34 protein-coding genes and 2 tRNA genes are annotated in these 19,914 nt (G+C 62.8%); 24 read left to right on the forward strand and 12 right to left on the reverse strand.

All coding sequences use genetic code 11. The annotated features are described in order from the left end of the window. Positions 1-61 precede the first annotated feature (61 nt). The 6 genes from D2V04_RS17995 to D2V04_RS15050 are packed head-to-tail and all read left to right on the forward strand — an operon-like array spanning position 62 to position 3,883. Positions 62-448, forward strand: a complete 387-nt coding sequence (locus D2V04_RS17995) for a hypothetical protein (RefSeq protein WP_182849777.1) — start codon at positions 62-64, stop codon at positions 446-448. Further along, positions 435-701, forward strand: coding sequence for a hypothetical protein (locus D2V04_RS15030; protein ID WP_147391838.1), 267 nt, complete (start codon positions 435-437; stop codon positions 699-701). The genes D2V04_RS17995 and D2V04_RS15030 overlap by 14 nt, the downstream gene beginning before the upstream one ends. Beyond that, positions 698-940 (forward strand): hypothetical protein, encoded by a 243-nt coding sequence (locus D2V04_RS15035; protein WP_119514532.1) that lies wholly within the window; start codon positions 698-700, stop codon positions 938-940. Before D2V04_RS15030 ends, D2V04_RS15035 begins: the two co-directional genes overlap by 4 nt. After that, positions 937-1,839, forward strand: a complete 903-nt coding sequence (locus D2V04_RS15040) for a DUF7146 domain-containing protein (protein WP_119514533.1) — start codon at positions 937-939, stop codon at positions 1,837-1,839. Before D2V04_RS15035 ends, D2V04_RS15040 begins: the two co-directional genes overlap by 4 nt. Continuing rightward, the gene (locus D2V04_RS15045) at positions 1,836-3,374 is read left to right on the forward strand and encodes a YfjI family protein (protein ID WP_119514534.1); all 1,539 of its coding nucleotides are present in this window, start codon (positions 1,836-1,838) and stop codon (positions 3,372-3,374) included. Before D2V04_RS15040 ends, D2V04_RS15045 begins: the two co-directional genes overlap by 4 nt. After that, on the forward strand, positions 3,374-3,883 hold the full coding sequence (locus D2V04_RS15050; RefSeq protein ID WP_147391839.1) for a hypothetical protein: 510 nt from the start codon (positions 3,374-3,376) through the stop codon (positions 3,881-3,883). Before D2V04_RS15045 ends, D2V04_RS15050 begins: the two co-directional genes overlap by 1 nt. A 378-nt stretch (positions 3,884-4,261) precedes the next feature. On the opposite strand, the gene D2V04_RS15060 is transcribed toward D2V04_RS15050, so the two are convergent. The 4 genes from D2V04_RS15060 to D2V04_RS15075 form a co-directional block, all read right to left on the reverse strand. Next, positions 4,262-4,570, reverse strand: coding sequence for a hypothetical protein (locus D2V04_RS15060; RefSeq protein WP_119514537.1), 309 nt, complete (start codon positions 4,568-4,570; stop codon positions 4,262-4,264). 224 nt (positions 4,571-4,794) lie between these two features. Continuing rightward, the gene (locus tag D2V04_RS15065; RefSeq protein WP_228766475.1) at positions 4,795-5,229 is read right to left on the reverse strand and encodes a hypothetical protein; all 435 of its coding nucleotides are present in this window, start codon (positions 5,227-5,229) and stop codon (positions 4,795-4,797) included. 137 nt (positions 5,230-5,366) lie between these two features. Next, on the reverse strand, positions 5,367-5,819 hold the full coding sequence (locus tag D2V04_RS15070; RefSeq protein WP_119514538.1) for a hypothetical protein: 453 nt from the start codon (positions 5,817-5,819) through the stop codon (positions 5,367-5,369). After that, positions 5,816-6,109 carry a hypothetical protein gene (locus tag D2V04_RS15075; protein WP_147391840.1) on the reverse strand — a complete coding sequence of 98 codons (294 nt, stop codon included), beginning with the start codon at positions 6,107-6,109 and terminating at the stop codon, positions 5,816-5,818. Before D2V04_RS15075 ends, D2V04_RS15070 begins: the two co-directional genes overlap by 4 nt. Positions 6,110-6,264: 155 nt before the next feature. On the opposite strand from D2V04_RS15075, the gene D2V04_RS15080 reads away from it, so the two are divergent. The 5 genes from D2V04_RS15080 to D2V04_RS15100 all read left to right on the forward strand — a co-directional run bounded on the left by D2V04_RS15080 (position 6,265) and on the right by D2V04_RS15100 (position 8,749). Beyond that, positions 6,265-6,483 (forward strand): helix-turn-helix domain-containing protein, encoded by a 219-nt coding sequence (locus D2V04_RS15080; protein WP_119514540.1) that lies wholly within the window; start codon positions 6,265-6,267, stop codon positions 6,481-6,483. Positions 6,484-6,614: 131 nt separating this feature from the next. After that, the gene (locus tag D2V04_RS15085) at positions 6,615-7,277 is read left to right on the forward strand and encodes a hypothetical protein (protein WP_147391841.1); all 663 of its coding nucleotides are present in this window, start codon (positions 6,615-6,617) and stop codon (positions 7,275-7,277) included. A 9-nt stretch (positions 7,278-7,286) separates the two neighbouring features. Continuing rightward, on the forward strand, positions 7,287-7,637 hold the full coding sequence (locus tag D2V04_RS15090) for a thermonuclease family protein (RefSeq protein WP_119514542.1): 351 nt from the start codon (positions 7,287-7,289) through the stop codon (positions 7,635-7,637). After that, entirely contained in the window at positions 7,634-7,756 is a 123-nt protein-coding gene (locus D2V04_RS18320) for a hypothetical protein (RefSeq protein WP_267463460.1), read from the forward strand. The genes D2V04_RS15090 and D2V04_RS18320 overlap by 4 nt, the downstream gene beginning before the upstream one ends. Positions 7,757-8,149: 393 nt before the next feature. After that, positions 8,150-8,749 carry an SOS response-associated peptidase gene (locus tag D2V04_RS15100; RefSeq protein ID WP_119514544.1) on the forward strand — a complete coding sequence of 200 codons (600 nt, stop codon included), beginning with the start codon at positions 8,150-8,152 and terminating at the stop codon, positions 8,747-8,749. A gap of 388 nt (positions 8,750-9,137) precedes the next feature. On the opposite strand, the gene D2V04_RS15105 is transcribed toward D2V04_RS15100, so the two are convergent. After that, complete coding sequence (locus tag D2V04_RS15105) at positions 9,138-9,512, reverse strand: hypothetical protein (protein WP_147391842.1); 375 nt, start codon at positions 9,510-9,512, stop codon at positions 9,138-9,140. 521 nt (positions 9,513-10,033) lie between these two features. Here D2V04_RS15105 and D2V04_RS18445 point away from each other — a divergent pair. The 10 genes from D2V04_RS18445 (at position 10,034) to D2V04_RS17805 (ending at position 14,209) form a co-directional block, all read left to right on the forward strand. Beyond that, positions 10,034-10,168: a plasmid mobilization protein gene (locus D2V04_RS18445; protein WP_407672121.1), complete on the forward strand. Its 135-nt coding sequence runs from the start codon at positions 10,034-10,036 to the stop codon at positions 10,166-10,168. Then, entirely contained in the window at positions 10,165-10,614 is a 450-nt protein-coding gene (locus tag D2V04_RS15115; protein WP_119514547.1) for a hypothetical protein, read from the forward strand. Before D2V04_RS18445 ends, D2V04_RS15115 begins: the two co-directional genes overlap by 4 nt. Beyond that, entirely contained in the window at positions 10,611-11,342 is a 732-nt protein-coding gene (locus D2V04_RS15120) for a hypothetical protein (RefSeq protein ID WP_119514548.1), read from the forward strand. Before D2V04_RS15115 ends, D2V04_RS15120 begins: the two co-directional genes overlap by 4 nt. Beyond that, positions 11,333-12,220: a hypothetical protein gene (locus tag D2V04_RS15125; protein ID WP_119514549.1), complete on the forward strand. Its 888-nt coding sequence runs from the start codon at positions 11,333-11,335 to the stop codon at positions 12,218-12,220. The genes D2V04_RS15120 and D2V04_RS15125 overlap by 10 nt, the downstream gene beginning before the upstream one ends. Positions 12,221-12,280: 60 nt before the next feature. Beyond that, a complete protein-coding gene (locus D2V04_RS15130) occupies positions 12,281-12,835 on the forward strand; it encodes a hypothetical protein (RefSeq protein ID WP_119514550.1) in 555 nt (184 codons plus the stop codon). A gap of 97 nt (positions 12,836-12,932) precedes the next feature. Then, the gene (locus tag D2V04_RS15135; RefSeq protein WP_119514551.1) at positions 12,933-13,235 is read left to right on the forward strand and encodes a DUF882 domain-containing protein; all 303 of its coding nucleotides are present in this window, start codon (positions 12,933-12,935) and stop codon (positions 13,233-13,235) included. Beyond that, positions 13,232-13,669 carry a hypothetical protein gene (locus D2V04_RS15140; RefSeq protein WP_228766477.1) on the forward strand — a complete coding sequence of 146 codons (438 nt, stop codon included), beginning with the start codon at positions 13,232-13,234 and terminating at the stop codon, positions 13,667-13,669. The genes D2V04_RS15135 and D2V04_RS15140 overlap by 4 nt, the downstream gene beginning before the upstream one ends. After that, positions 13,659-13,820, forward strand: coding sequence for a hypothetical protein (locus tag D2V04_RS18000; RefSeq protein ID WP_182849778.1), 162 nt, complete (start codon positions 13,659-13,661; stop codon positions 13,818-13,820). The genes D2V04_RS15140 and D2V04_RS18000 overlap by 11 nt, the downstream gene beginning before the upstream one ends. Continuing rightward, entirely contained in the window at positions 13,813-14,013 is a 201-nt protein-coding gene (locus tag D2V04_RS15145) for a hypothetical protein (RefSeq protein ID WP_119514552.1), read from the forward strand. Before D2V04_RS18000 ends, D2V04_RS15145 begins: the two co-directional genes overlap by 8 nt. Continuing rightward, positions 14,006-14,209 (forward strand): hypothetical protein, encoded by a 204-nt coding sequence (locus tag D2V04_RS17805; RefSeq protein WP_147391843.1) that lies wholly within the window; start codon positions 14,006-14,008, stop codon positions 14,207-14,209. The genes D2V04_RS15145 and D2V04_RS17805 overlap by 8 nt, the downstream gene beginning before the upstream one ends. A 68-nt stretch (positions 14,210-14,277) precedes the next feature. On the opposite strand, the gene D2V04_RS15155 is transcribed toward D2V04_RS17805, so the two are convergent. From D2V04_RS15155 to D2V04_RS15165, 3 genes are all read right to left on the reverse strand, one after another. Next, positions 14,278-15,402: a plasmid recombination protein gene (locus tag D2V04_RS15155; protein WP_228766511.1), complete on the reverse strand. Its 1,125-nt coding sequence runs from the start codon at positions 15,400-15,402 to the stop codon at positions 14,278-14,280. A 165-nt stretch (positions 15,403-15,567) separates the two neighbouring features. Then, entirely contained in the window at positions 15,568-15,813 is a 246-nt protein-coding gene (locus D2V04_RS15160; RefSeq protein ID WP_119514555.1) for a putative hemolysin, read from the reverse strand. Positions 15,814-15,920: 107 nt separating this feature from the next. Then, positions 15,921-16,460 carry a hypothetical protein gene (locus D2V04_RS15165; protein ID WP_147391844.1) on the reverse strand — a complete coding sequence of 180 codons (540 nt, stop codon included), beginning with the start codon at positions 16,458-16,460 and terminating at the stop codon, positions 15,921-15,923. Between the two features lie 137 nt (positions 16,461-16,597). Between D2V04_RS15165 and D2V04_RS15170 the strand changes: the two genes are divergently transcribed. Both D2V04_RS15170 and D2V04_RS15175 read left to right on the forward strand, forming a co-directional pair. Further along, positions 16,598-16,969: a hypothetical protein gene (locus D2V04_RS15170; RefSeq protein WP_147391845.1), complete on the forward strand. Its 372-nt coding sequence runs from the start codon at positions 16,598-16,600 to the stop codon at positions 16,967-16,969. 12 nt (positions 16,970-16,981) lie between these two features. After that, positions 16,982-17,272, forward strand: a complete 291-nt coding sequence (locus D2V04_RS15175; RefSeq protein WP_119514558.1) for a hypothetical protein — start codon at positions 16,982-16,984, stop codon at positions 17,270-17,272. A gap of 251 nt (positions 17,273-17,523) precedes the next feature. Here the strand turns inward: D2V04_RS15175 and D2V04_RS15180 are convergent. Then, positions 17,524-17,599 (reverse strand) — tRNA-Thr (locus tag D2V04_RS15180). A gap of 60 nt (positions 17,600-17,659) precedes the next feature. Beyond that, positions 17,660-17,733, reverse strand: a tRNA-Cys gene (locus D2V04_RS15185). A 136-nt stretch (positions 17,734-17,869) separates the two neighbouring features. Here D2V04_RS15185 and D2V04_RS15190 point away from each other — a divergent pair. Beyond that, positions 17,870-18,646: an acyl-CoA thioesterase gene (locus tag D2V04_RS15190; RefSeq protein ID WP_119514559.1), complete on the forward strand. Its 777-nt coding sequence runs from the start codon at positions 17,870-17,872 to the stop codon at positions 18,644-18,646. A gap of 6 nt (positions 18,647-18,652) precedes the next feature. Here D2V04_RS15190 and D2V04_RS15195 read toward each other — a convergent pair whose 3' ends face one another. Together D2V04_RS15195 and D2V04_RS15200 are read right to left on the reverse strand one after the other, a co-directional pair. Continuing rightward, positions 18,653-19,459 (reverse strand): crotonase/enoyl-CoA hydratase family protein, encoded by an 807-nt coding sequence (locus tag D2V04_RS15195; protein ID WP_119514560.1) that lies wholly within the window; start codon positions 19,457-19,459, stop codon positions 18,653-18,655. After that, positions 19,416-19,847 (reverse strand): winged helix-turn-helix domain-containing protein, encoded by a 432-nt coding sequence (locus D2V04_RS15200; RefSeq protein WP_182849780.1) that lies wholly within the window; start codon positions 19,845-19,847, stop codon positions 19,416-19,418. The genes D2V04_RS15195 and D2V04_RS15200 overlap by 44 nt, the downstream gene beginning before the upstream one ends. Between the last annotated feature and the right edge of the window lie 67 nt (positions 19,848-19,914).

Here is a 19,914-nt window from a genome sequence, read left to right on the forward strand (position 1 = left end):
CAGGTGGGTGTCCGAGCGGCAGAGGTTCCAGTCGACCTCAGGAACCGAGGCCGCATGAGCCGTGGTTTCCATCAGGGATGGTGTTTCGGCCAGCCGTAAAGGCCGAAGCCGCCCGATCCTGACCTTGGGGAAAGGATCGAACGGCTCCAGAAAGAGTGCTCAGCTTGGCGGCGTCGAGCACGAACAATCTAGCGAAACCCGGTCGGAAACGCAACGCTTCGAGGACGCATTGTGGGCCGCACGCAATAGCTGGGACATAGCGCGGCGGTCTCTGCCGAACGACGCGGAAGGCTGGTTGCACGGGGGCGGCTTTGCAGGGCGAGGTAAACTCTCTCGCCGCGATGCCGAGCGCCTGCTGCGGGAAGCGTTTGCCGCTCTGAACAGGAGTGCGGAGCGCAAGCGCAATGCACTCGCTGCGATCGACGGAGGCGCACATGATGGCGCCTAACAGTCAACCCGTCGAAGGGCTCCAGCCGTGGAACGGGCTATGGAGGCTGCCGTGCACGAGAGAGTTGCGCGATGGCTTTTATTCCATCGACCAATTCACGGCCAAGCAACTGCTCCAGGCCCGCGCTCCGGAAAGCCAGTGGGAGGGAGACTTCCTGCAAACCATACTCCTGCAAGCCGCGCCACTGACACCGGGGCAACGCTACTGGCTCGACCGGCTGGCGGAGCGTTTCGGGGAAAGGCTGGCGGCATGATCCTCGCTATTCGAACCAATGCGGGGCGCTACCTCCTGCGGCGCGGCGAGCACTGCCTCGATCCATACTATCAACGAGAGGCGGCTACGCTGCTGTCGGTCGTGCCGTTCTGGAGCGATGGTGAGCGGTCGTTGCTCCGATACATCGCGGACGGGGGCCACCTTACCCGGCGCGAGGCGAAGGGGTTCTGGGACTGCAACGCATACTTCGCGAGCTTGCGGCGTGGAGGTGCGGCATGATCGACCTCGAAGCAATCAAGCGATCCTACGCCCTGCCCGAAGTTGTGGGGGCTGTCGTAAAGCTCCAACGCGCCGGGCAGGAGTGGAAGGCTTGCTGTCCGTTGCATCAGGATCGCAGTCCCTCGTTCACGATCTTTGACGATGGCAAGCGCTTTCAGTGCTTCGGCTGCGGTGCCTCGGGCGATGTCTTGGACTTCATCCAGCGGCTCCACGGTGTCGGCCTGCGCGAGGCAGCGGACATGCTGACAGGAGGATATGCGCCGACCATCGAGGTCGAGCCCCTGCCAGCAAACGATCAAGGCGACCGGCTGGATGAGGCGCGGGCCATCTGGCGAAATGCAGAACCGCCCCAGGGCACCCCGGTTGAAACATATCTGCGATGGCGCGGTCTGGACTTAGCTATTCCGCCGACAATTCGGTTCGCACAGCTCCGGTACGGCAGGAAGGGGCGCGACTATCCATGTTTGGTTGCCGCCGTCGCTGGAGCTGACAACAGGCTGTCGGGGATCCAGCGCACCTATCTGGCGGATGATGGCCGAGGCAAGGCTGCGGTCGCAAAACCGAAGCTGTCGCTTGGTCGCGTTTCGGGCGGCGCAATAAGGCTGGCGCCCGCTGCTGCCAACCTGATCGTTTGCGAGGGTCTGGAGGACGGGCTGACGCTTCAGCAAGAGCTCGGAGCGGCAGTCTGGGTCGCCGCCGGCGCCTCGATGCTGCCGGCGATGCGACTGCCCGAATTGGTTCGGTCGATCGCCATCGGCGGAGATGCAGACGAAGCGGGGCGCGAGGCAGCCGACAAAGCGGCCAAGGCCTTCACCAGACGCGGCATCGAGACGCGGGTGTTCTTCCCGGTCGGCGCCAAGGATTTCAATTCTGAACTTATGGAAGGGGCGCGCGCATGACTGCCGCCACAATCAAGGAGGCGTTCGCGAGCGCCGAAATCATCAACGCATGGCCGGAGCCGAGAGAGCTTCCCGGTGGCCTTCATCCAGTGGAGAGCTTTAGTTGCGAGTTGCTGCCGGTCACGCTTCGCCCGTGGGTGGAGGACATTGCCGAGCGGATGCAGACCCCGCCGGAGTACGTGGCAATCCCCGCCATGGTGGCGGCGGCAACCGTGGTCGGACGCAAGGTCGCGATTCGGCCCAAGCAGCATGACGACTGGAGAGAGGTACCAAACCTGTGGGGCTGCATTATCGGCCGCCCCGGCGTGCTGAAGTCGCCCGCAATCGGGCAAGCGCTCAAGCCCCTGGGGCGGCTGGCGGCCCTTGCAGACGAGCAGTTCCAGTTTGAGAAGGCTGAATTCGACGCTGCGAACATGGAGCGTGAACTGCGGCGAGACGCGGCAAAGGCTGCGATGAAGAAGGCGCTCAGCGCCGATCCTCGGGCAGACGTGTCGCATTTGCGGGCAGAGGAAGAAGATCGCCCTTCCCTGCGCAGGTTCAGCACGAACGATTCGAGCTATCAGATGCTCGGAGAGCTGCTGCGGCACAACACGAACGGACTGCTCGTCTCGAAAGACGAACTGATGGGATTGCTGAAGCCTCTTGATCGCGAAGAGAACAGCGAGGCGCGGGCCTTCTATCTCCAGGGCTGGAACGGCGATGGCAGCTACACTTTCGACCGCATCGGCCGCGGAGAGAATTTGCATGTCCCCGCCCTCACCCTTTCGGTTTTAGGCTCTACCCAGCCCGCCAAGATCCAGGGCTACGTCGATAGGATTGTAGGCGGCGATGGGGACGACGGTCTTCTTCAGCGCTTCTCAATGATGGTCTGGCCGGACACACCGCCCTCGTGGGAATACATCGACCGACAGCCGCGCTCCGAATATCGGCAGGCTGCGTTCGATGTCTTCGATCACCTGAACGGGCTGACTGCAGAGAGCGTCGATGCGGAGACGGACCAATACGATCAACGCTTCCCTTACCTGCGCTTCGACGCTGAGGCAGGCGAGCGTTTCAAGGTCTGGCTAACCGAACTCATGGAGCGGCTCCGCTCCGACGAGTTGCATCCTGCGATCGAAAGCCACTTTTCCAAGTATCGCTCGCTCATCCCTTCCCTGGCGCTCCTCCATCACCTGATGAGCGGAAAGCGGGGGCCGGTCGGGCTTTTGTCGCTTTTGTCGGCCATAGCGTGGGGCGATTTTCTGGAAGGCCATGCATTCAGGGTCTACCAATCGGCCGTCAACGAGCCGGCGCAGGCAGCGAAGGCAATCCTACGCCACTTGAAGGCGGGCGATCTGCCGGACGGCTTCAATCGCCGTGAGATCGAACGACGCGGCTGGGCAGGCCTGCAATCGAACAGCGAGCGCATACAGGCGGGTCTCTCGATACTGATCGACTACGGCTGGATTCGCGAGGTCGCCGGGGATCGTCCAGGCGAGCGTGGCGGCCGACCCTCGCTACCCACCTACATCATCAATCCCGCAGTGAGGCCCTGATGGGTTATCTCGACGAGCTGCGCGCGTTCGTTTCGCAGAAAGGGCCTGACGAGGCACTGACAAAACCGACAAAAGGAGGTTCTGTCAGTTTCGTCAGTGCCTCCCCCGCGCGTCTTCGTGAGAATCGAGCGCCAGCCGAGCAATTGCGGTTTTGGTGGAAAAGCCTCTGCGCAGTCGATCCCTGCGCGCCCCTGCCGGGCTTCGAACGCAATCGCTGGGCCGATCTCTACGACTGCTCTATCTGGTGGCTCGATGCCTTCGGGCGGACAGCCGCCCACGACGGATGGGGAACCGGGGATGTCTTTGGGGTGCTTCCCGGCATGCCGGGCCTCGGCGGGATCATCGACCGCTTCAGCAAGGGCCTGTGTCATCTGCGCGATCGGCCGGGCCTAGTGATGACGGCGAACACGGCGAGCTGGCGGGTGCACGGAGAGACGAAAACCTTCAACCAAACGGGCAGCCGAGAGATTCAACCGTTTTGGGGTGTGGGCAGCACGACCATACCCTGAGTGCCCGCAGAGCGATTGCAGACCAAGCTCAACACCTCCGTCCGATCCTCAGCGACGCGGGCTTGCGATGCTACGGGATAGCTCGCGCAATCCAGCTTAAGCCTTGGAGTACCACCACTGTCGATGCGATGTGCCCCCAGACCTTCCCTCGATAGCGCTTGGAATAAGCATCCGCGCTCCGCCAGACACCGACTGCCGCCCAGAGCCAAATGGCGAAGGCTAAAAAGAAAACGAGCAACGCTACGATAGGCCACGGCTCGCTCAGCAAGAAGACAATGGCAGACAGTACGTTGGTGCCCGCCAAGTTCACCCAAAACGACCGGAATAGAGGCATTTCGCCTCGCCAGTGCTTCACGAAATATTCGCCACCCTCCGCCATCAGGTAAACACGTCAGCGTCCGTGTCCTCCACATAAGCCCGCTCAAGGCGACGGCGATAGAGCAGGTAATAGAGGAAGCACCCTGGGACATAGTAGAGAGCTGCTGGCCAGTAGAGGTCCACGCCCCTGCCAAATCCCCATGCGGCCAGAGTCCCCGTCAGCAACCACGCCACGCCAATCGTCAACGCGGCCCTCGTGGCAGGGGGTTTGTCACGGAACGCGAAGCGCTCGACGATCCACCCGAAAAGCGCAGCCCCGACCATGCCGCCCAAAAGGCAGCCAATACTGAAACCTATCAAACCAGCCATATTACCCCTCCCCCTCACGGCAGAATGACGCGAGAAGCGGCTGGCCGTCAAGAACGCATAAAGAACCCCGCCGAAGCGGGGTCGAGGAAGCCAGCCAAGGGGTCGGGGGCGGCTGGCTGACGTGCTCTGATGGCATTTGGGTATGGGGGTGCAGCACGGCGATCCCCCTTTGCTCGCCGTTGACGGATGAAACCGGCCAAATTCATGGTGGTTCCCGTTATCTATTAGAGCACCATCGCCGCCGAGATCGCATCCATCAACGTCGAGATCGGTACTGGCACGCTCGTTGAGCGATACCCCGGATTGAATGCCTGACGCTGGCCGTACTGCTCGATCCAATGCCGCCCATTTATGCGCCAGGCGCGCTGTAGCGGCGCAACCGGCAATAAATAACACCGGCGGCTGGGAGCAAAGGCGTAGGCAATGAAGTCGCACGCCAGCGGCTTCTGTATCCAGCCGGCCTTGCGTCGTTCCTCATCGCTCCACCGTTCCAACAGGATATCGGGCCAGTCGTTGGTGCGGACCTTCTCGTCGACGGTGAACACACGACCACAGGCGAGCGTCAGGATGCGATCGATGCCGCCGCGTTGCGCCCATCCATCATCGCGAACTGAAACCGCGCTGACGAGCGTCGGGAAGGCGCGGCGGTAGATATCCATCCACCACGGCGCTTCAGAGTACTGATTGGAAAGCGCGAGGCTAGCATGGAAGTCGTGCGTTCGCGGCTCCACAGGGAAACGCCCCGGCGGAGGGGCCGGGGCGCAATCTGGGGGTAGTGACTCCTGAAAGGCCAATGTCAGCTTCGGCTAGTTCGCGCTAACTTAGCGCTCGCCGGGAAAAGGTGATCGTCTTGCTCGCATCCAGCGCGCAACCTTGCATACCATTCGTCACGATGGGGCCGAAGCCAGAGGCTCCCGATCGTATTGCGCTTCATCTGCGCCTGCTGGCGAGTCTGGGCAGGCAATGCGGCGATGTGCTGCATCAGCGCACGGTACCGTTCCCACTCGCGATTATTGGCGTGCACCCGATCCTGCACATCTGAAGGCGCCTCCCACCAGGCACTGATGCCGTCCCGATGTTTTTCAAATCGGAGTCTCGCCGTTTCGGCGTCGTGCTCTGCCTTCAGCATCTGCGCATAAAGGCAGCAATGCTGGATGTCGTGCGCCCATTCGGGTGCGTCGCTCTCCTGCCGTTGCCGCTCGTGGCGGCGCCGGCGGGCTTCGGCAAGGTCAACTACCGCCCCCATCATTGCTCCTCCTCGGCGACCGGCTTGATTGCCCTCGACAGAATTTCAATACGTTCCGCCTTTGCGATCGCGTCCTCGGCCTCACGTTCGATCATGGAGGCGAAATCTACGATCAAGCTGAGTGCCCTTCGCCGAAGTTCCGGACTTTCCTCTCCGAGCGCTTCATCCGCAGCCGTATCGATCGCGCGGGCTAGGCTTCGAGCGCGAGTGCAGAGGATCTGCACGTCAGTGGAGTGTCTGTAGATTTCTGGCGCGGCTTTCCCCGCCACGGGTGTGGTGATAGGTGCATTCATAGTCGTATCCCTTCGTGAACAAGGGTTTCGATCAGACCGGGCTTTTGGGGTGGCCGCCCCATTGCTCGGTCGCCTTGGCTTATGCCTTGGCGATAGCATTGCTATCACCTGTTCGATAGTTGCGTCAATCCCTCTCGTGCGGTATTTGCTATCACATGGATGCGAAGCAGTGCCGTATGGCGAGAAGCGGGCTCAACATCTCGGGTCGTGAACTCGCGGATTTGTCGGGTGTGGGATACGCCACGATCGCGCGCTTTGAAGCGGGGTCGAACATCACCGATGAGAACAGATTGAAACTTGCGAAAGCCTTGGAAGAGGCGGGAGCGAACTTCTCTCGCCGCTCAGGCCGAGCGAGTGTCAGCGTTCCCGAATAGCCTGAGACCAGCCTGGCTTCTCTCCGCCCTCCGCTTGCAGCAAAATAAATTTGACTGGAACTCTGCTCGATTTCTTTGCATCCTCCCGGCGAGGAGCGCTTGGGGAAGCGCTCCCTCAAATGGGGGGAAGTATGAAATTCACGCTTTTGGCGGCGTCTGCCGCATTCGTTGCCGTGCCGCTTGCTGCGCAGGACACTCAATCGCCGCTGCCGGTTCAAGCCGTTCCTCTCGCTCCGCAGCCTGCGACCCGATTGCCGGCCGGCACCGAGATCGCGCTCAAGATGGCCCAGGAAGTCACCACGAAAGGGCGTGGCTGGGAAGAGGGCGATCAATTCAATCTCAACGTCGCCTCGCCTGTCATGCTTGGCGACTTCGTGGTCATCCCAGAAGGCACCAAGGCCGTCGGACGGATAACCTGGCTGACCAGCCGGGGCGCTTTCGGCAAGTCGGGGAAGATGGACATTGAGCTCGAATATCTCGAACTCGCCGGTCGTCGTATCAACATCGACGGGACATACCGGCAAGAAGGGAACGGTGCCACTCTCGCCACTGTGGGCGGCGTTATTGCGGCGGGGATTTTTGCGGGGTTCATTACCGGGCGCAGCGGTGTGATCCCACAGGGACGGGAACTCATGGCGACGTTGGAGTCCGATCTACCCGTTGCACTACCGGAGGGCGCCACCCTCGCACCTGTGCCGGTTCAGGCCGTAGCGGTGACTCCCGTAATAGCTAGCGAACCCGTGGTAACCCAAGCATCAACGTCTGTCGTTGATCCTACTGCCGGTGAAAACTAACGGGATTGGATGATTCTAGCCGCGATCGCCCTAACCCTCTGCGCTCCGGGTCCTCGCGACAACTGCGTGGTCGATGGCGACACCTTCTGGCTTGCCGGCGAGAAGGTGCGCATCGCCGATATCGATGCGCCTGAGCTCAGCGGCGAATGTCCGAGCGAAAAGGCCCGCGCGCGCCAGGCACGGGATCGACTGCTCGCGATCCTCAACGCCGCGCCGTTCGAGATCCATCGGCAGGGAGAGGACCGCTACGGCCGCACGCTCGCGATCGTCGTGAACGCACGCGGTTCGGTCGGCGACCAGCTCGTCGCGGAAGGACTCGCTCGAACGTGGAGCGGGCGCAGAGAAGTCTGGTGCGAATGAAACCCTGGGGCGACGAAGAGCGGCCGAGCATCCTTCACCGCATCGAACAAGGCGTGTTCGGCGCGCTGGTGGCGGTTTCCTTCGCCGTCGTGCTCGTATCGCTGTTCCGCATAGCCTGATCATCTGCCAATTGACCGGCCGGCGAGAGCAGGGGCTGGAGCTGAAGGACTGCCCGTCAGGACTTCCGGAGTAAGTCCGGCAGCTTAGCGATGTTGCGGACGATCATCAGCGCTTCGCGCCGAGTCAGCCGCCTCTCATAATCGGGCCCGATGGGAAGATCGCGATCTACGAAATACGTGTGCGCGAATCTTTTCCCGTTTGCGTCCTCGATCCAGTAGCATTCCTCGCTGCTACGCACCGTCCACGGCAGCGGGAAGCGCCGTGGAGGCGCACCTGTCTTTCGCTGCAATCGCTCTTGCTTCGGGGGCGGCCACATGCCTCACTGGAACACCGGCCGTCCGATTCGACGCAAGCGGTTTGTTCTATATTCGTTCCGATAGGGGAGGCCCGCCATCTGCAACTTGTACCGCATGACGAAGGCGAACGACGAGATCGCCCGCCTTTTCCGTGTCGAGAACACAATCGGCAACGCGGCCGAGGAGGTCTACCCCGGCTATCCCGGCCTGGTCGTGGCCGAAGGCGCGCTGCGGACGATGGTCTGGGGCTTCCCGCTGGCGCAGAAGAGCGCGAGGACCGGACTGCCGCTCAAGCCCCGCCCGGTGAACAACGCGCGCACTGACAATCTCGACAGCTTCATGTGGCGCTACAGCTTTCAGGAACGGCGCTGCCTCATCCCGCTCACGGCGTGGGCGGAAGCCGAGGGGCCCAAGGGCGCCATGACCCGCACCTGGCTAAGCCTGCCCGATCAGCCGATCTTCGCCTGCGCGGGGATCTGGCGCGGCAGCGACGAGTGGGGCGACTGCTATTCGATGGTCATGACCGATGCGGGCGGCGCTGCGGCTGAAGTGCACGACCGCATGCCGGTGATCCTGCGTCCGGATGATTACGAGCGGTGGCAGTCAGCGCCGGCAGAGGACGCAAGGGCGCTCTGTGTACCCTATGCCGGTGCGGTTGCGATCGAGCGAACAGTGGACTCTTGGAGGCGCGCGTAGCCGCGCCGTCCTCACACTATCCGTCGTCCAAGCGCCAGCGCCTGCCCTCGGCATCCTTGATTCTGACAATCGCACGGCCACAGCGTTTGCAATGACCGCGGAGCAGCCCGTTCGGGCCAGCTTTGACCCGGCGCCTATGGGGTCGGTGGCCGCGGAGAAGGCAGGAAAGCCATTCGAGCATGATCGCGATCTCCAATGATGCGACACATGCGCCAACGGGTCGAAAATGCAATTACCCTAAAATGTTTCGGGTTCTCGGGGATACGTTAGCGCCTAACGCCTACTCAGTTTTCACCGCCGCCCGTGCCTCCGCGTCATGCTTGCCGATCGCATTGACCTTCGCCGCCCTAACGCGCGTCGCATTCGGAACGTCTTTGCAGCCCCTCCGTCAATCCTCTGACGTTCCCAAATCCCTGTAGGCGTCAAACGTAGCCCGCGTCAGCCGAAACGTAAGCGCGACAACATCCGCCTGCTCGAACACCGCGAACAGTTGATCGGCTTTGAACAGGCTGTCCCGACGCGGGGTCTCAAAATCAGGCGTCCTGCTCTCTCCGCGTCGCATGGCACCCAGGGCCTCGACGCGACCCTCTTCGCTGTCCAACTCGGTAAACTCGCCGATCAATCGTTGCTCATACCAGTCTGCACCAACGGTCTCGCCCTTGATGCAGACTGCGCCGAACTCTCCAGCATGTGCGTCCGTGACTTTCGCGTAGACCGTGCCGGCAGGCAGCAAGAGAAATGTCTGTCGATCGACGATGTTCACAGTCCCGCTCCCGAATCCTCTTCCTCAAGTTGGTAACGCGCGGCCATCTCTGAGGGATATCGAGGTCGCTCCTTCTCCGGAGCGGCTACCTGCTCGTACGGAGCAAGCCGCCTATCTGTCGCCCAATCACGGGCTGACCCAGCCCCCAAGGTCCCACAGTAGCAAACGCAAGAACTCCAGCGAACACTCCTGCCGTTTCACTCAGCAAGATCTCACCAAGTAGCATCGCCACTGCTCCCGCGACCGCGCCAGGCAGCAACCCGATTGCAACCAACGCAGCGACCGCCGCACCGCGCTTCCACTGCTCGAAGGGGCGATTGACCATCTTCTGGCTGCCGATCCGTCCTGAGGTTTGCATGGCAGCAGTATGTCCCAGGGCCGCACCCGCGTCCATATCCCGCGTGGGCCAAGAGAACAAAAAGCGCCTAAACCGGGTGATATCCGCGAACATACATTGACTTTTGAGAGGGGATGTGCTACGGACGCACCACACATCGTCGGGATGACAGAGGTGTAAAGCGATGCAGGACGTTCATGTAAGTTTTCGGGCCAACTCCGCTGTAGTGGCGGAGTTGGCCCGGCGCGCCGAGAGGGCGGGCTGCTCTGTTTCGGAATATCTCCGCTCCGTGGTCCGCGAGAAGGTCGGGCTCCAGTGAGCGGCGAGCGAAGCCTTGGCGACATTCTTGGGGAAGCTCTCAAATCGCGCTCCTCGCGCTCTCCGATCCATGACGCTGGTCGGGGAGACAGCGATTCTCTGCGTTCACTTGCTAGCGAGCATCACAATTCCGGCCTCGATTTAACTGGCCTGGGCCGGATCGCGGAGCTGGGGCAGGCCTTGAGCTTCGCCCGGCTTGCGGCGGTAGATGGCACTCCCGACGACTTGCGCGCGATCGTGTATCTGTACGGTCAGCTTGCGGGAGAATGCCGCGCCCTCGGGGATGCCGCTGCTGCCGACACCTACGAAGGGCAAGGCTATCTGCTGGCCGAGATCATGGCCGAAGAGGGCGACGAGGACATGGCCTCCATGGTTGTGGCCTCGGCCGCTGCCGTGTCCCCCGGCGCCCACAAGACCGCCAAAAAACTGCGCGAGGCTATCGTATGATCGTCCGCCGCACCCTCGACGCGACCTTTCTCAACGAGGTTGCCAATGACCCTGCTGTGCGTCCCGCGCTTGGCGGCGAAGGCGAGCTAGATCTCTCTGAGGCCGTCGCGGACCCAGCCAACCTTGCGCTGGTATGCTCAAGCGGCGGGTTTGTTCTCACCCCATTATCGTCGGGCGCATACGAAGTGCACTCGCTGTTCAAGCCTGGACAGGGGACAGCGCCCGTTCGCGCGATGCGAGCTGCTCAGGAATGGGTGTTCACGCGGACGGACTGCGTGTCGATCTGGTCGAAGGTTCCCAAGTCGAACCGGGCCGCGAAGGGACTCGCTTTGGCGGGTGGGCTGCGCCCGATGTTCGAGGGCGATTTGTTGGGCTTCGGCCCCACTGAGATGGTCGAACTGCCGATCATGCGCTGGGCGATGCAGTCTGAAAGTCTGGAGAAGCACGGCGAGCGCTTCCACGCGCTACTGGAGAAGGCAAAGCGCAAGGCGGGATCGAGCCTGCCGACGCACGCGCACGACCCGGCGCACGAGCGGGCCGTAGGTGCCGCGCTGCTGATGTTTGAACACGGCCAGCCGCAGAAGGGCGCGGCTTTCTACAACACGTGGGCTGGAGTGGGCGGATACTCCCCCCTGAGCCTTTTGAGCATGTCCCCGGTCGTCGTGGATGCGGGAGATGCGATTGTCGGCCTGGGGGTCGCGGGAGTGGAGGTGTTACTATGCCGCTAGGAGCAGTTGTCGGCGCGGGCGTCATCGGCGCCGGCGCCAGCGTCATTGGCGCGAACAAGAACAGCAAGGCGATCAACAAGGCGACCGACGCCCAGACAGCGGCCAACGACAAGGCAATTGCTGCTCAGGAGAAGGCGCGCTCTGAGAATTTGGCGCTCCAGCGGCCCATCTACGATGCCGGCTTGCCTGCGATGGGCGCACGGAATGCGCTTCTGGGGCTTGGTGGGACTGCCCCGCAGGCCGCAAACACGAACACCACGAACGCGCTTGCGCAGTATCAGGGGGCCAATCCCGACACGTCGGGCACACGAACGATGCGCGGGCCTACGGGTTGGAACGCGCTCGACAACGCGCTTGAGCGACAGGGCTACTTTCGCCCGCAAACCCCGGGGCCGATAAGCGGCTATGGCGGCGGCACATGGAACGCCGATGGCACACAGGCCACGCCCGCCGGGCAGACCCCGCAGGAGGCGGCAGAGGACGCGTTTGACGTGTTCCGCAACTCGACCGGGTATCAGTTCCGCATCGACCAAGGACAGGATGCGCTCAACAGCGGCTTCGCGGGCTCGGGTCTCTTGCGTTCAGGGGCGGCATTGAAGGCGCTTGACGACTACCGCCAGGGCATGGCGACCGCCGAGTTCGGCAATTACTGGAACATGCTCGGTGAGCAACAGAACCTCACGGCGGGCGCTGCCAACGCGATGTCGGGGGTCAACACCAACTACGCGAACAACGCAGGCAACCTGGCGATGTCTCAGGGCAACGCGCTTGCGAACGCGGCTGTGGCGCAGGCGAACAACTCGAACGCCATGTGGGGCAACATTGCCAACAGCGTCGGCAGCGGCGTGGGGATTCTGGCCGGCATGGGCAAGCTCTGAGGGGACTGAACGATGAACGCACTAGCAGGACTGCAAAGTCCCAACATTGGAGCTGGGGTCATGGAGTCGTTTGCCGGCGGGCAGGCGATGGGGGAACGTCAGCGGCTCAAGAAGGCGCTGGCGACATACTCGACAAACCCCGATGATCCCGAGGCGATGAGCACGATAGCCGAGCTCGAGCCTCGGCTGGCGGCACAGCTTCACGAGGAACGGCTAGCGCAGCAGTTCAACGACGCGGCGGCACGCTATTATGGCGGCGGCAATGCTCTTGCGAACATTGCTGGCAGCACGCCTCCCGCGCGTTCGGGGGGTGCACCGATGAACGCACTCCTAGGTGTAGCAGGGACTGAGCCTGCGAAGGCGACGCCGAGCGCCTTCGAGCAGGCTTTCGCCCCGGTGGCGAATCCGAACGGCCAAGAGGTTCAGCCTGTCCAGCCGCGAGAAGCACAGACTGCTGAATCCGACTTTTCGGCGCTGGGCGAGCCGCGCGACGAGCGGGATGCGGCCTTCCTTGATATGCTGCGGCTCGACGCGAAGCGGGCGTTCGAGATCGACAGCGAAATGCGCGATCGCGCGGCGGACAAACTGAAGCTGCAAATGGACGGCTGGGGATAGCAGCGAGACCGACGATGAGGCCGACGCTTGGCCGGGTGCGCCTGTACAATCCGGCGATGGGGAGCAATGGCCGGGTAAGCCTGTTGCCGGGCGGGATGTGAAGGCGGATCTTGAGCGCGCGATCCCCGGCATTCGCTTCACCTCGGGCTTTCGCACGCCTGAGTACAACGAGAGCCTGCGGGCGCGCGGCTACAATCCCGCGAAGAACAGCGAGCACCTGGACGGGGCAGCGCTCGATATGTTGCCGCCGCCGGGGAAGTCACTGGGTTGGTTGCGGGCACAGGTGAAAAGATACGATCCGAAGGCGCGGACACTCATCCACGATGGTCACCTGCACGCCGGCTTCGATGACTACTATGGCGCCCCGGCTCTGGGTGGCATGGCGGAGGCTGGTCGATGAGCAAGCCGAAAGATAGCGGCCGGAAATCGGATGGGACGTTCGCCCCCGGCAACAAGATGGGCGGTCGCACGCCGGGTTCGCGAAACAAGACCACACTCGCGATCGAGGCGCTGCTTGATGGCGAACACGAGGCGTTGACCCGTGCGGCTATTTCCAAGGCACTCGACGGCGATACCACAGCGCTACGGCTGTGCCTGGATCGTCTGGCACCTCCCCGCAAGGACTCGCCCGTATCATTCGAACTGCCGCCAATTCGCTCCATCGAGGACGCCGTGGAGGCATCGTCCGCGTTGCTTGCCGCCGTCGCAGCAGGCGAGGTGACACCCCACGAGGCTGGACGAGTCATGGCGCTGCTGTCCTCGCATAAGACACTCGTCGAGTCCGGCGAGTTGGAGGCCCGTCTCACCGCATTGGAGAAAGCAAATGGCAAATAGGCTGTCCCGCCGACTGGAAGCTCTCGAAGGCGACCGGGCCTACTATACGATCGGAGAACTGCTCGACGCTCTCGACGGTGTGTCTCTGCCTTCCGGCCGCTCGGTGCACCCGGCCCTGCGCAAGGCTTTCAAGGAGATGCCTTGTGCGTAGTCTGAAGCGCCGCCTGGACGCGCTGGACCGCGCCGCCAACCCGCCAGCTTTCAAACCGTGGCACCGGATAATCCTCGACGAGGGTCAGAGCGAAGAGGACGGTATTGCCGCCTACGAGGCTGAGCACGGGCCGCTTGGCGAAGATAGCTGCTTCTTCATTCGATTCATCTCACCGGAGCCCCGACATGCGTAATCTACACAAGCGCCTCGATGCGCTCGAAGTGAAAGCAAAGCCCTTCGTTCCCGTGCGTTGTCACCTGATCGGCATGCAGGATGGCACATCGGAAGCCGACGCAATCGCTGACTACGAAGCCGAGAGCGGGCCGGTGGGTCCGGACGATCTTCGGATCTTCCTTGTCGGCATTAAGCCGCATGAAGGAGCGCGCTGACTGTTCTGTCGGTTTTGTCAGTGCCTGTGCGGGGCGTGTTTGCCAACATGGGCGCTTCGAACGCCATCCTACCGCGATGCTCCCTGCCCGTCACGATGCGCAAGCATGGCCGCAAGCCAGGCGTCGTCTTGCGATGCGATGCGGGAAGCCGCCGCAACCCGCTCCGATACTACGTGCGTCTCTTCCATGGCGAGCGACCGTCGTTCAGCAGGCAGCGCCTTCACCTTTGCGCGGAATCTCTCTCCTTCTTCGAGGATGCCGCGTAGAGCCAGCGCCCGCTTGACGGCGCGCCTCTTCAGCGCCTCGGCTTCTTTTGCTTTCGCGATGACCGCTGCACGCTCCGTTGCGAGCCGATCTAGTTGTTCGCGCAGCTTGCCCTGCTCCGCCCGAAGCGCAGCCCGCTCGCGCTCGACAGCAGCCCGCTCGGCGTCCAGCCTCTCCCGGTCTGACTTGATTCGCTCCAAGCCGTAGGCGAACCGCTGACGCTCAGCCGCAAGCGCGCCGCGCTCACTGTCCAGTTGGATGGCGAGCTCAGAAACCCGCTGCCGGTCCTTCGACAACGCGGTCCCTTCCGCCAGCGCAGCCTGCCTGGCTTCTTCCAGCCGAACCTCATGCTCACGATTGCTAATGTTGCGGGCACCCGAGCGCTCCCTCCCTCGCTCAAGTCCCATCTCCTCGAAGAACGATGCGAACCGTGTTTGCTCCCGGCTCATATCGCCCCGTCCGCCCACAACGCGCTTGGCGGAAAGGCGGTAGACGGGCGCCTTGTCCTTCCTGCGGTTATCGGGCTCATGAATCAGCGGAACGACAACTAGGTGCAGATGCGGAGTGCGCTCATCTTCGTGCAGCGCCATCGAGACCACCTGGCCCGGAATCTTGAAGCGATCGCTGAACGCACGGAGCGTCTGCACAATGAACTTCTGGAGCCTGCGCTCGTACGCCGGCTGGTCGAGTCCCTCGAACACCTCGCGAGAGGTCGAGACGACGAACTCCAGCGCGAGGACTCCGCCGGGCCGGTGCTTCACGCCGTACCGATCGAGCAACTTCCGGATCTCTCCGCTCACATCTGCCGTGCCAACCATCAATGTAGGCGGTGGCGCATCCTTCTCCAGATGCCGGCATTCCATCTCGCGAGTGTTGTGGCGGCGGACATGGTAGACATGGCCCCACGTCTTGATGCGCTTGAACCGCATCGTCACGAACCGCCGCTCTCCGCTCGACCCCGTCGCTGCCGACATGACTAACTCCCTGCTGCGGGCAATAGTGTGACGGAGCGGGACTCAGGGACGCAAGAGGGCGAAAGGAAATATTTCAGCGGCTTGGATATCGGTCTCACATACTAGACCGATGTACCAGGCTCATTGCGGCTGATCGGATTGGCTGGCCCGAAAGAACTCCCATTCCTCCACAACCGTACCATCCGGCAGGTGGCAATATCCTACCTGGCCATCGGCGCCATCGCGTATCTCGACCTCGCCGCCTTGGGCGACGCAATACTCCGACGCTGGATTTGCGATGCCAACCTTCTGCGCGGGTTCCTCGTCGATGGGTTGCGCTGCGCATCCGCACAACAGGATCGATCCGAGCGCTAGCATCATCCGCATTTGCGAGCCTCCCGTCGCTAAGACGTGATCGGGGTGGCACTGGCCGCTGGCCGCGTCAAATTCTCATCGGTCTCACACACACTAGACCAACGCATCGAGCGCGGTAATCAGCCCTCGATTTTGTGCGCGATGACAACCTCCGACGGCGTCTCACGCGCTGCCTTCCTCATGTGGCGCTCGTCAGCGAGACGCGCCAACCATACACTCAGGAGGCGAGTGCCCACGAACAACGCGAGTAGGAAGGCTACATTGCCCAGAACCACCCACATCCCCGAGAAAATCGCGGCCAATGTGCCAGTGACCACTACGCCGACACCAAAAATCAAAACGCCGATGACGACGCCAAGCATGCCCCATTCGAGGTAGGTGAAAGCTAACGCGTACAGCCATAGGCAAGCACCGAACACGAGAGAAGCGAGACCAAATAAACTTGCCGCGAGCCCTCTGGTCGCCGGAATGATCGCCAAGGGTATCAGGAGCATGCATCCGAGCGTGGCAATGCCAATCGCTTGAGGAATCCAATCGAGCGCCCAAACACTGATCTCAGCGGCACCCAACAGAAGCATCAACGGAAGGGCGAGCAAGACAAGCATCAATAGCAAGCCTGCCGCCATGCCGCCGGCACTTTTCAGCTTTTCAATCGACATAATATCCCCCCTCGGCATCTAAGTATGCCCGAAGCTGACTACAGGGCAAGAGCTTTGCCCGGGGAAAGGGGTGGTTGACCAGACTACTGGGGGGGCAATACCCCTCTCTCCTGCGGGAGAATCAACAGGGGGTTCTTATGAAATGGGTGTTCTTCCTGGCCGTCGCCATCCTGCTCACGTCGGCCTGCACCGAGAAGCCGATCCCGACCCAGCTTGAGAAATACTGTGTGAGCGACAGCGGCCTGTCAAAATATTGGCTCGCACTGAACACCGCTGAGCGTGAGGGAGATATCAGGTATCAATACCTGGGGCAGGACATACGGTACGTCGTCACGGCTATGCGGGTTGAAGGGAGGGAGGTCAGCGGCAAGGCTGATTTTGAGTCCAGCACAACAGGCGAAACGCGCGGTACTCCGATAATGTTCAGCTATGACGCTACCGCCAATACCTTCACGGATGGTCCGACCTCGGCGTCCTGCCAGAACACCCAAGCCTACCAACCTGGCTAAGGAGACGGGGGAATGACCTTTGCTCGCGGGTATCGCCGCCTCTCGATCGCTATTGTCGGATCGTGGATAGCAGTTTGGACAGCCATCGGTGGCTTCGCGGCGTGGCGGCAGAGGACATGGTCAGACATCTTCCTTGAGGCATCCGCAGACGAAAACATGCGAGAGATGGTTTTAGCCAACCAGAGGGCGAGCGAAAATGCGGCGATCGTCGAGATGGCTCTTCTGTGGGGCCTGCTGGCCCTACCCTTAGCGCTGGGGCTTGCCATAATCTGGTGGGTAGTACGAGGATTTCAGGCGCAATAGAGAGCGGCCGGGGAAGCCCGGCACTACTTCCTCTTCGCTGCCGTCATCGAGATCAAGTGGTGCGTGGCTAAGATAAGGCAGCCCCATGACGCCGAGTCGGGTCGGCGCCTAGCGTAAGCTCCGGCGCGACCCACTAAACCCGGACGCTGACCATCGGGCTATTTGTGTGGCATGCTTACGTGGCGATTACGTGGAGGGATCTGAGATCGCCTGCAGGCATATCGAACCTGTCGTAAGTATCTGAAACAAAATGGTGCCGCTTACGTGACTCGAACACGTGACCCCATCATTACGAATGATGTGCTCTACCAACTGAGCTAAAGCGGCACTGATCGCGGGCCTTTATCGGCACGGCGGGCGGGCCGCAATGCCTTGCTTCGCGAAGAGTGGAGGCCCGAGCCGGAATCGAACCGGCGTGCAAGGATTTGCAGTCCTCTGCGTAACCACTCCGCCATCGGGCCTCGCCCTTCCGCATCGCCGATGCGGACGGAAGCGGCCCCCTAGCGAGTCGGCCGCGCCAAGGCAATCGGTTAGGTGACTCGCCTTCCGTAACGTCAGTCTGGACCCCGCCCGGCGAAGCCGTAAATGCTTGCCGGCATGAGCATTGCCAGCCTGATCGATCCCGTCACCGCCGCCGGCGGCCCCGCCAACCTCTCGCAGGCGGACGCCTGGATGCAGGGGCGTACGCTCTACGGCGGGGCCTCGGCGCTGGTCGCCTATACCGCCGCCGTCCGCGCCTTTCCCGACCTGCCGCCGCTGCGCGCCGGGCAGATCGCTTTCGTCGCCCCGGTCGGGGGAGAGATCGAGCTGCGGCGCGAGATCGTGCGCCAGGGGCGCAACGTCGCGCAAGTGCGCAGCGAGATCTGGTGCGAGGGGGCCTGCGCACTCACGGCGTTCTGGCTGTTCGGCACCGCGCGCGAGCCCAACGCCGTTCACCCCGCGGCCGAGCCCAGCGACTGGCCCGGCGCACCCGAGGACTCTGAGCCGGTGATGACCGACAAGGGCCCGGCCTTCATCCGCAACTTCGATCTCCGCCGCGCGCAGGACGAGCGCGGCCCCGGCGCGCCGGTCGTACGGCGCTGGGCGCGGCTGACCGGGCAGGGAGTGCTCGATCCCGTATCTGAGCTGATCCTGATGGGCGACGTGCTGCCGCCCGGCGCCATGCGCGCGATGCAGCGGCAGGGGCCGGTCAGCTCGATCAACTGGTCATTCAACGTGCTGGATGCCGCGCCCGCGACCCGCGACGGCTGGTGGCTGTCGGAGAACGCCAGCCAGCATGCGGACCACGGCTATTCGTCGGAGCGACTGCGGCTCTGGAATGCCGGCGGGCAGCAGATGCTCGAAGGGATGCAGGCAGCGGCGATTTTTGGCTGATCGATCTCAGACGTCGGTGAATTTCGGCAGGCGTCTTTCCATCCCCGCCATCACAGCCTCGACCTGGTTGGGCGTGCGCATGATCTTGTGCTGCTCCATGCTTTCCTCGAGCAGGATCTCGTCGGTCGTGCGTTCGACCATCGCAGCGGCGAGCCGCTTGGCGGCGCGGATCGCGTGCGGATTGCGGCCGGCGATTTCCGCGGCGATCGCAGTGGCGCGGGCGAGCGGGTCGGAATCGACATGGGTGGCGAAGCCGAGAGTCAGTGCGTCCTCCCCGGTGAACTCGCGATTGGTGTAGATGAGTTCGCGCAGCACGTCGTCGCGCACCAGGCCGCGCCAGAGCGCGTAACCGCCCATGTCGGGGACGAGGCCCCACTTCATCTCCATCACCGCCATGCGGGTATCGGGCGCGGCAACGCGGATGTCGGCGCCGCTGGCGATCTGCAGGCCGCCGCCGAAGCAGACGCCGTGAACCGCCGCGATCACCGGCACCGGCAGCTTGCGCCACTGCATGGCGACCTGCTGGAACATGTTGGCGTTGCCGTGCGTGCGGTCGGTGATTCGCGGTCCGTCCGGATCGGGCGCCTTCGCGAAGTTCGACAGGTCGAGCCCGGCGCAGAACGCTCGCCCCTCACCCGAAAGAACGACCACCCGCAGCCCTTTCATCTCGTGCAGTGCGCGGCCCGCTTCGATCAGACGGGCGAACATCTCCGGATCGAGCGCGTTCATCTTGTCGGGCCGCGTCAGGCGCACTTGCGCCACGCCGTCGCTACCCAGATCGATCGAAATCCGATCGTTTTCCCGAAACCCCATTGATCTCACCTGCCGCCGATTGGAACGCACCATCGTCGCCCAAGCGCGAGAGGCTGTCCAGCGCTTCCGCGCCCGCGCGCAGGAGATAGCCACGCTCGGGGATCGTCGCGATCAGCCCGCGAAGGCCCACGGCGCGCATCTTGGCGCGTATCCGGCAGATCGCCACCGCGACGCGATTCGTTTCCGGGTCGAAGTCCAGCCGCCAGACGTCGCGCAGCAGGCGGTCCTGCGACACTGGTTCGGGCGCGCATTCCGCCAGATGCCAGAGCACCTCGAACTCGCGCGGATGAAGCTGCAGCCAGCGATCGCGCACGAGCCCGTCACGGTGAAACAGGTCGAGCATGACCGGTCCGGCGGAAAAGCGGCGCGGCAGAACCGGCCGCTCCATATCCTGCGCGCACCACATCACGAACCCGCCGCCCCAAAATTATCCATGCGTCCCCCGACCCGTTGTT

It is taken from the genome of Pelagerythrobacter aerophilus (assembly GCF_003581645.1).
GTDB classification, from domain to species: Bacteria; Pseudomonadota; Alphaproteobacteria; order Sphingomonadales; family Sphingomonadaceae; genus Pelagerythrobacter; species Pelagerythrobacter aerophilus.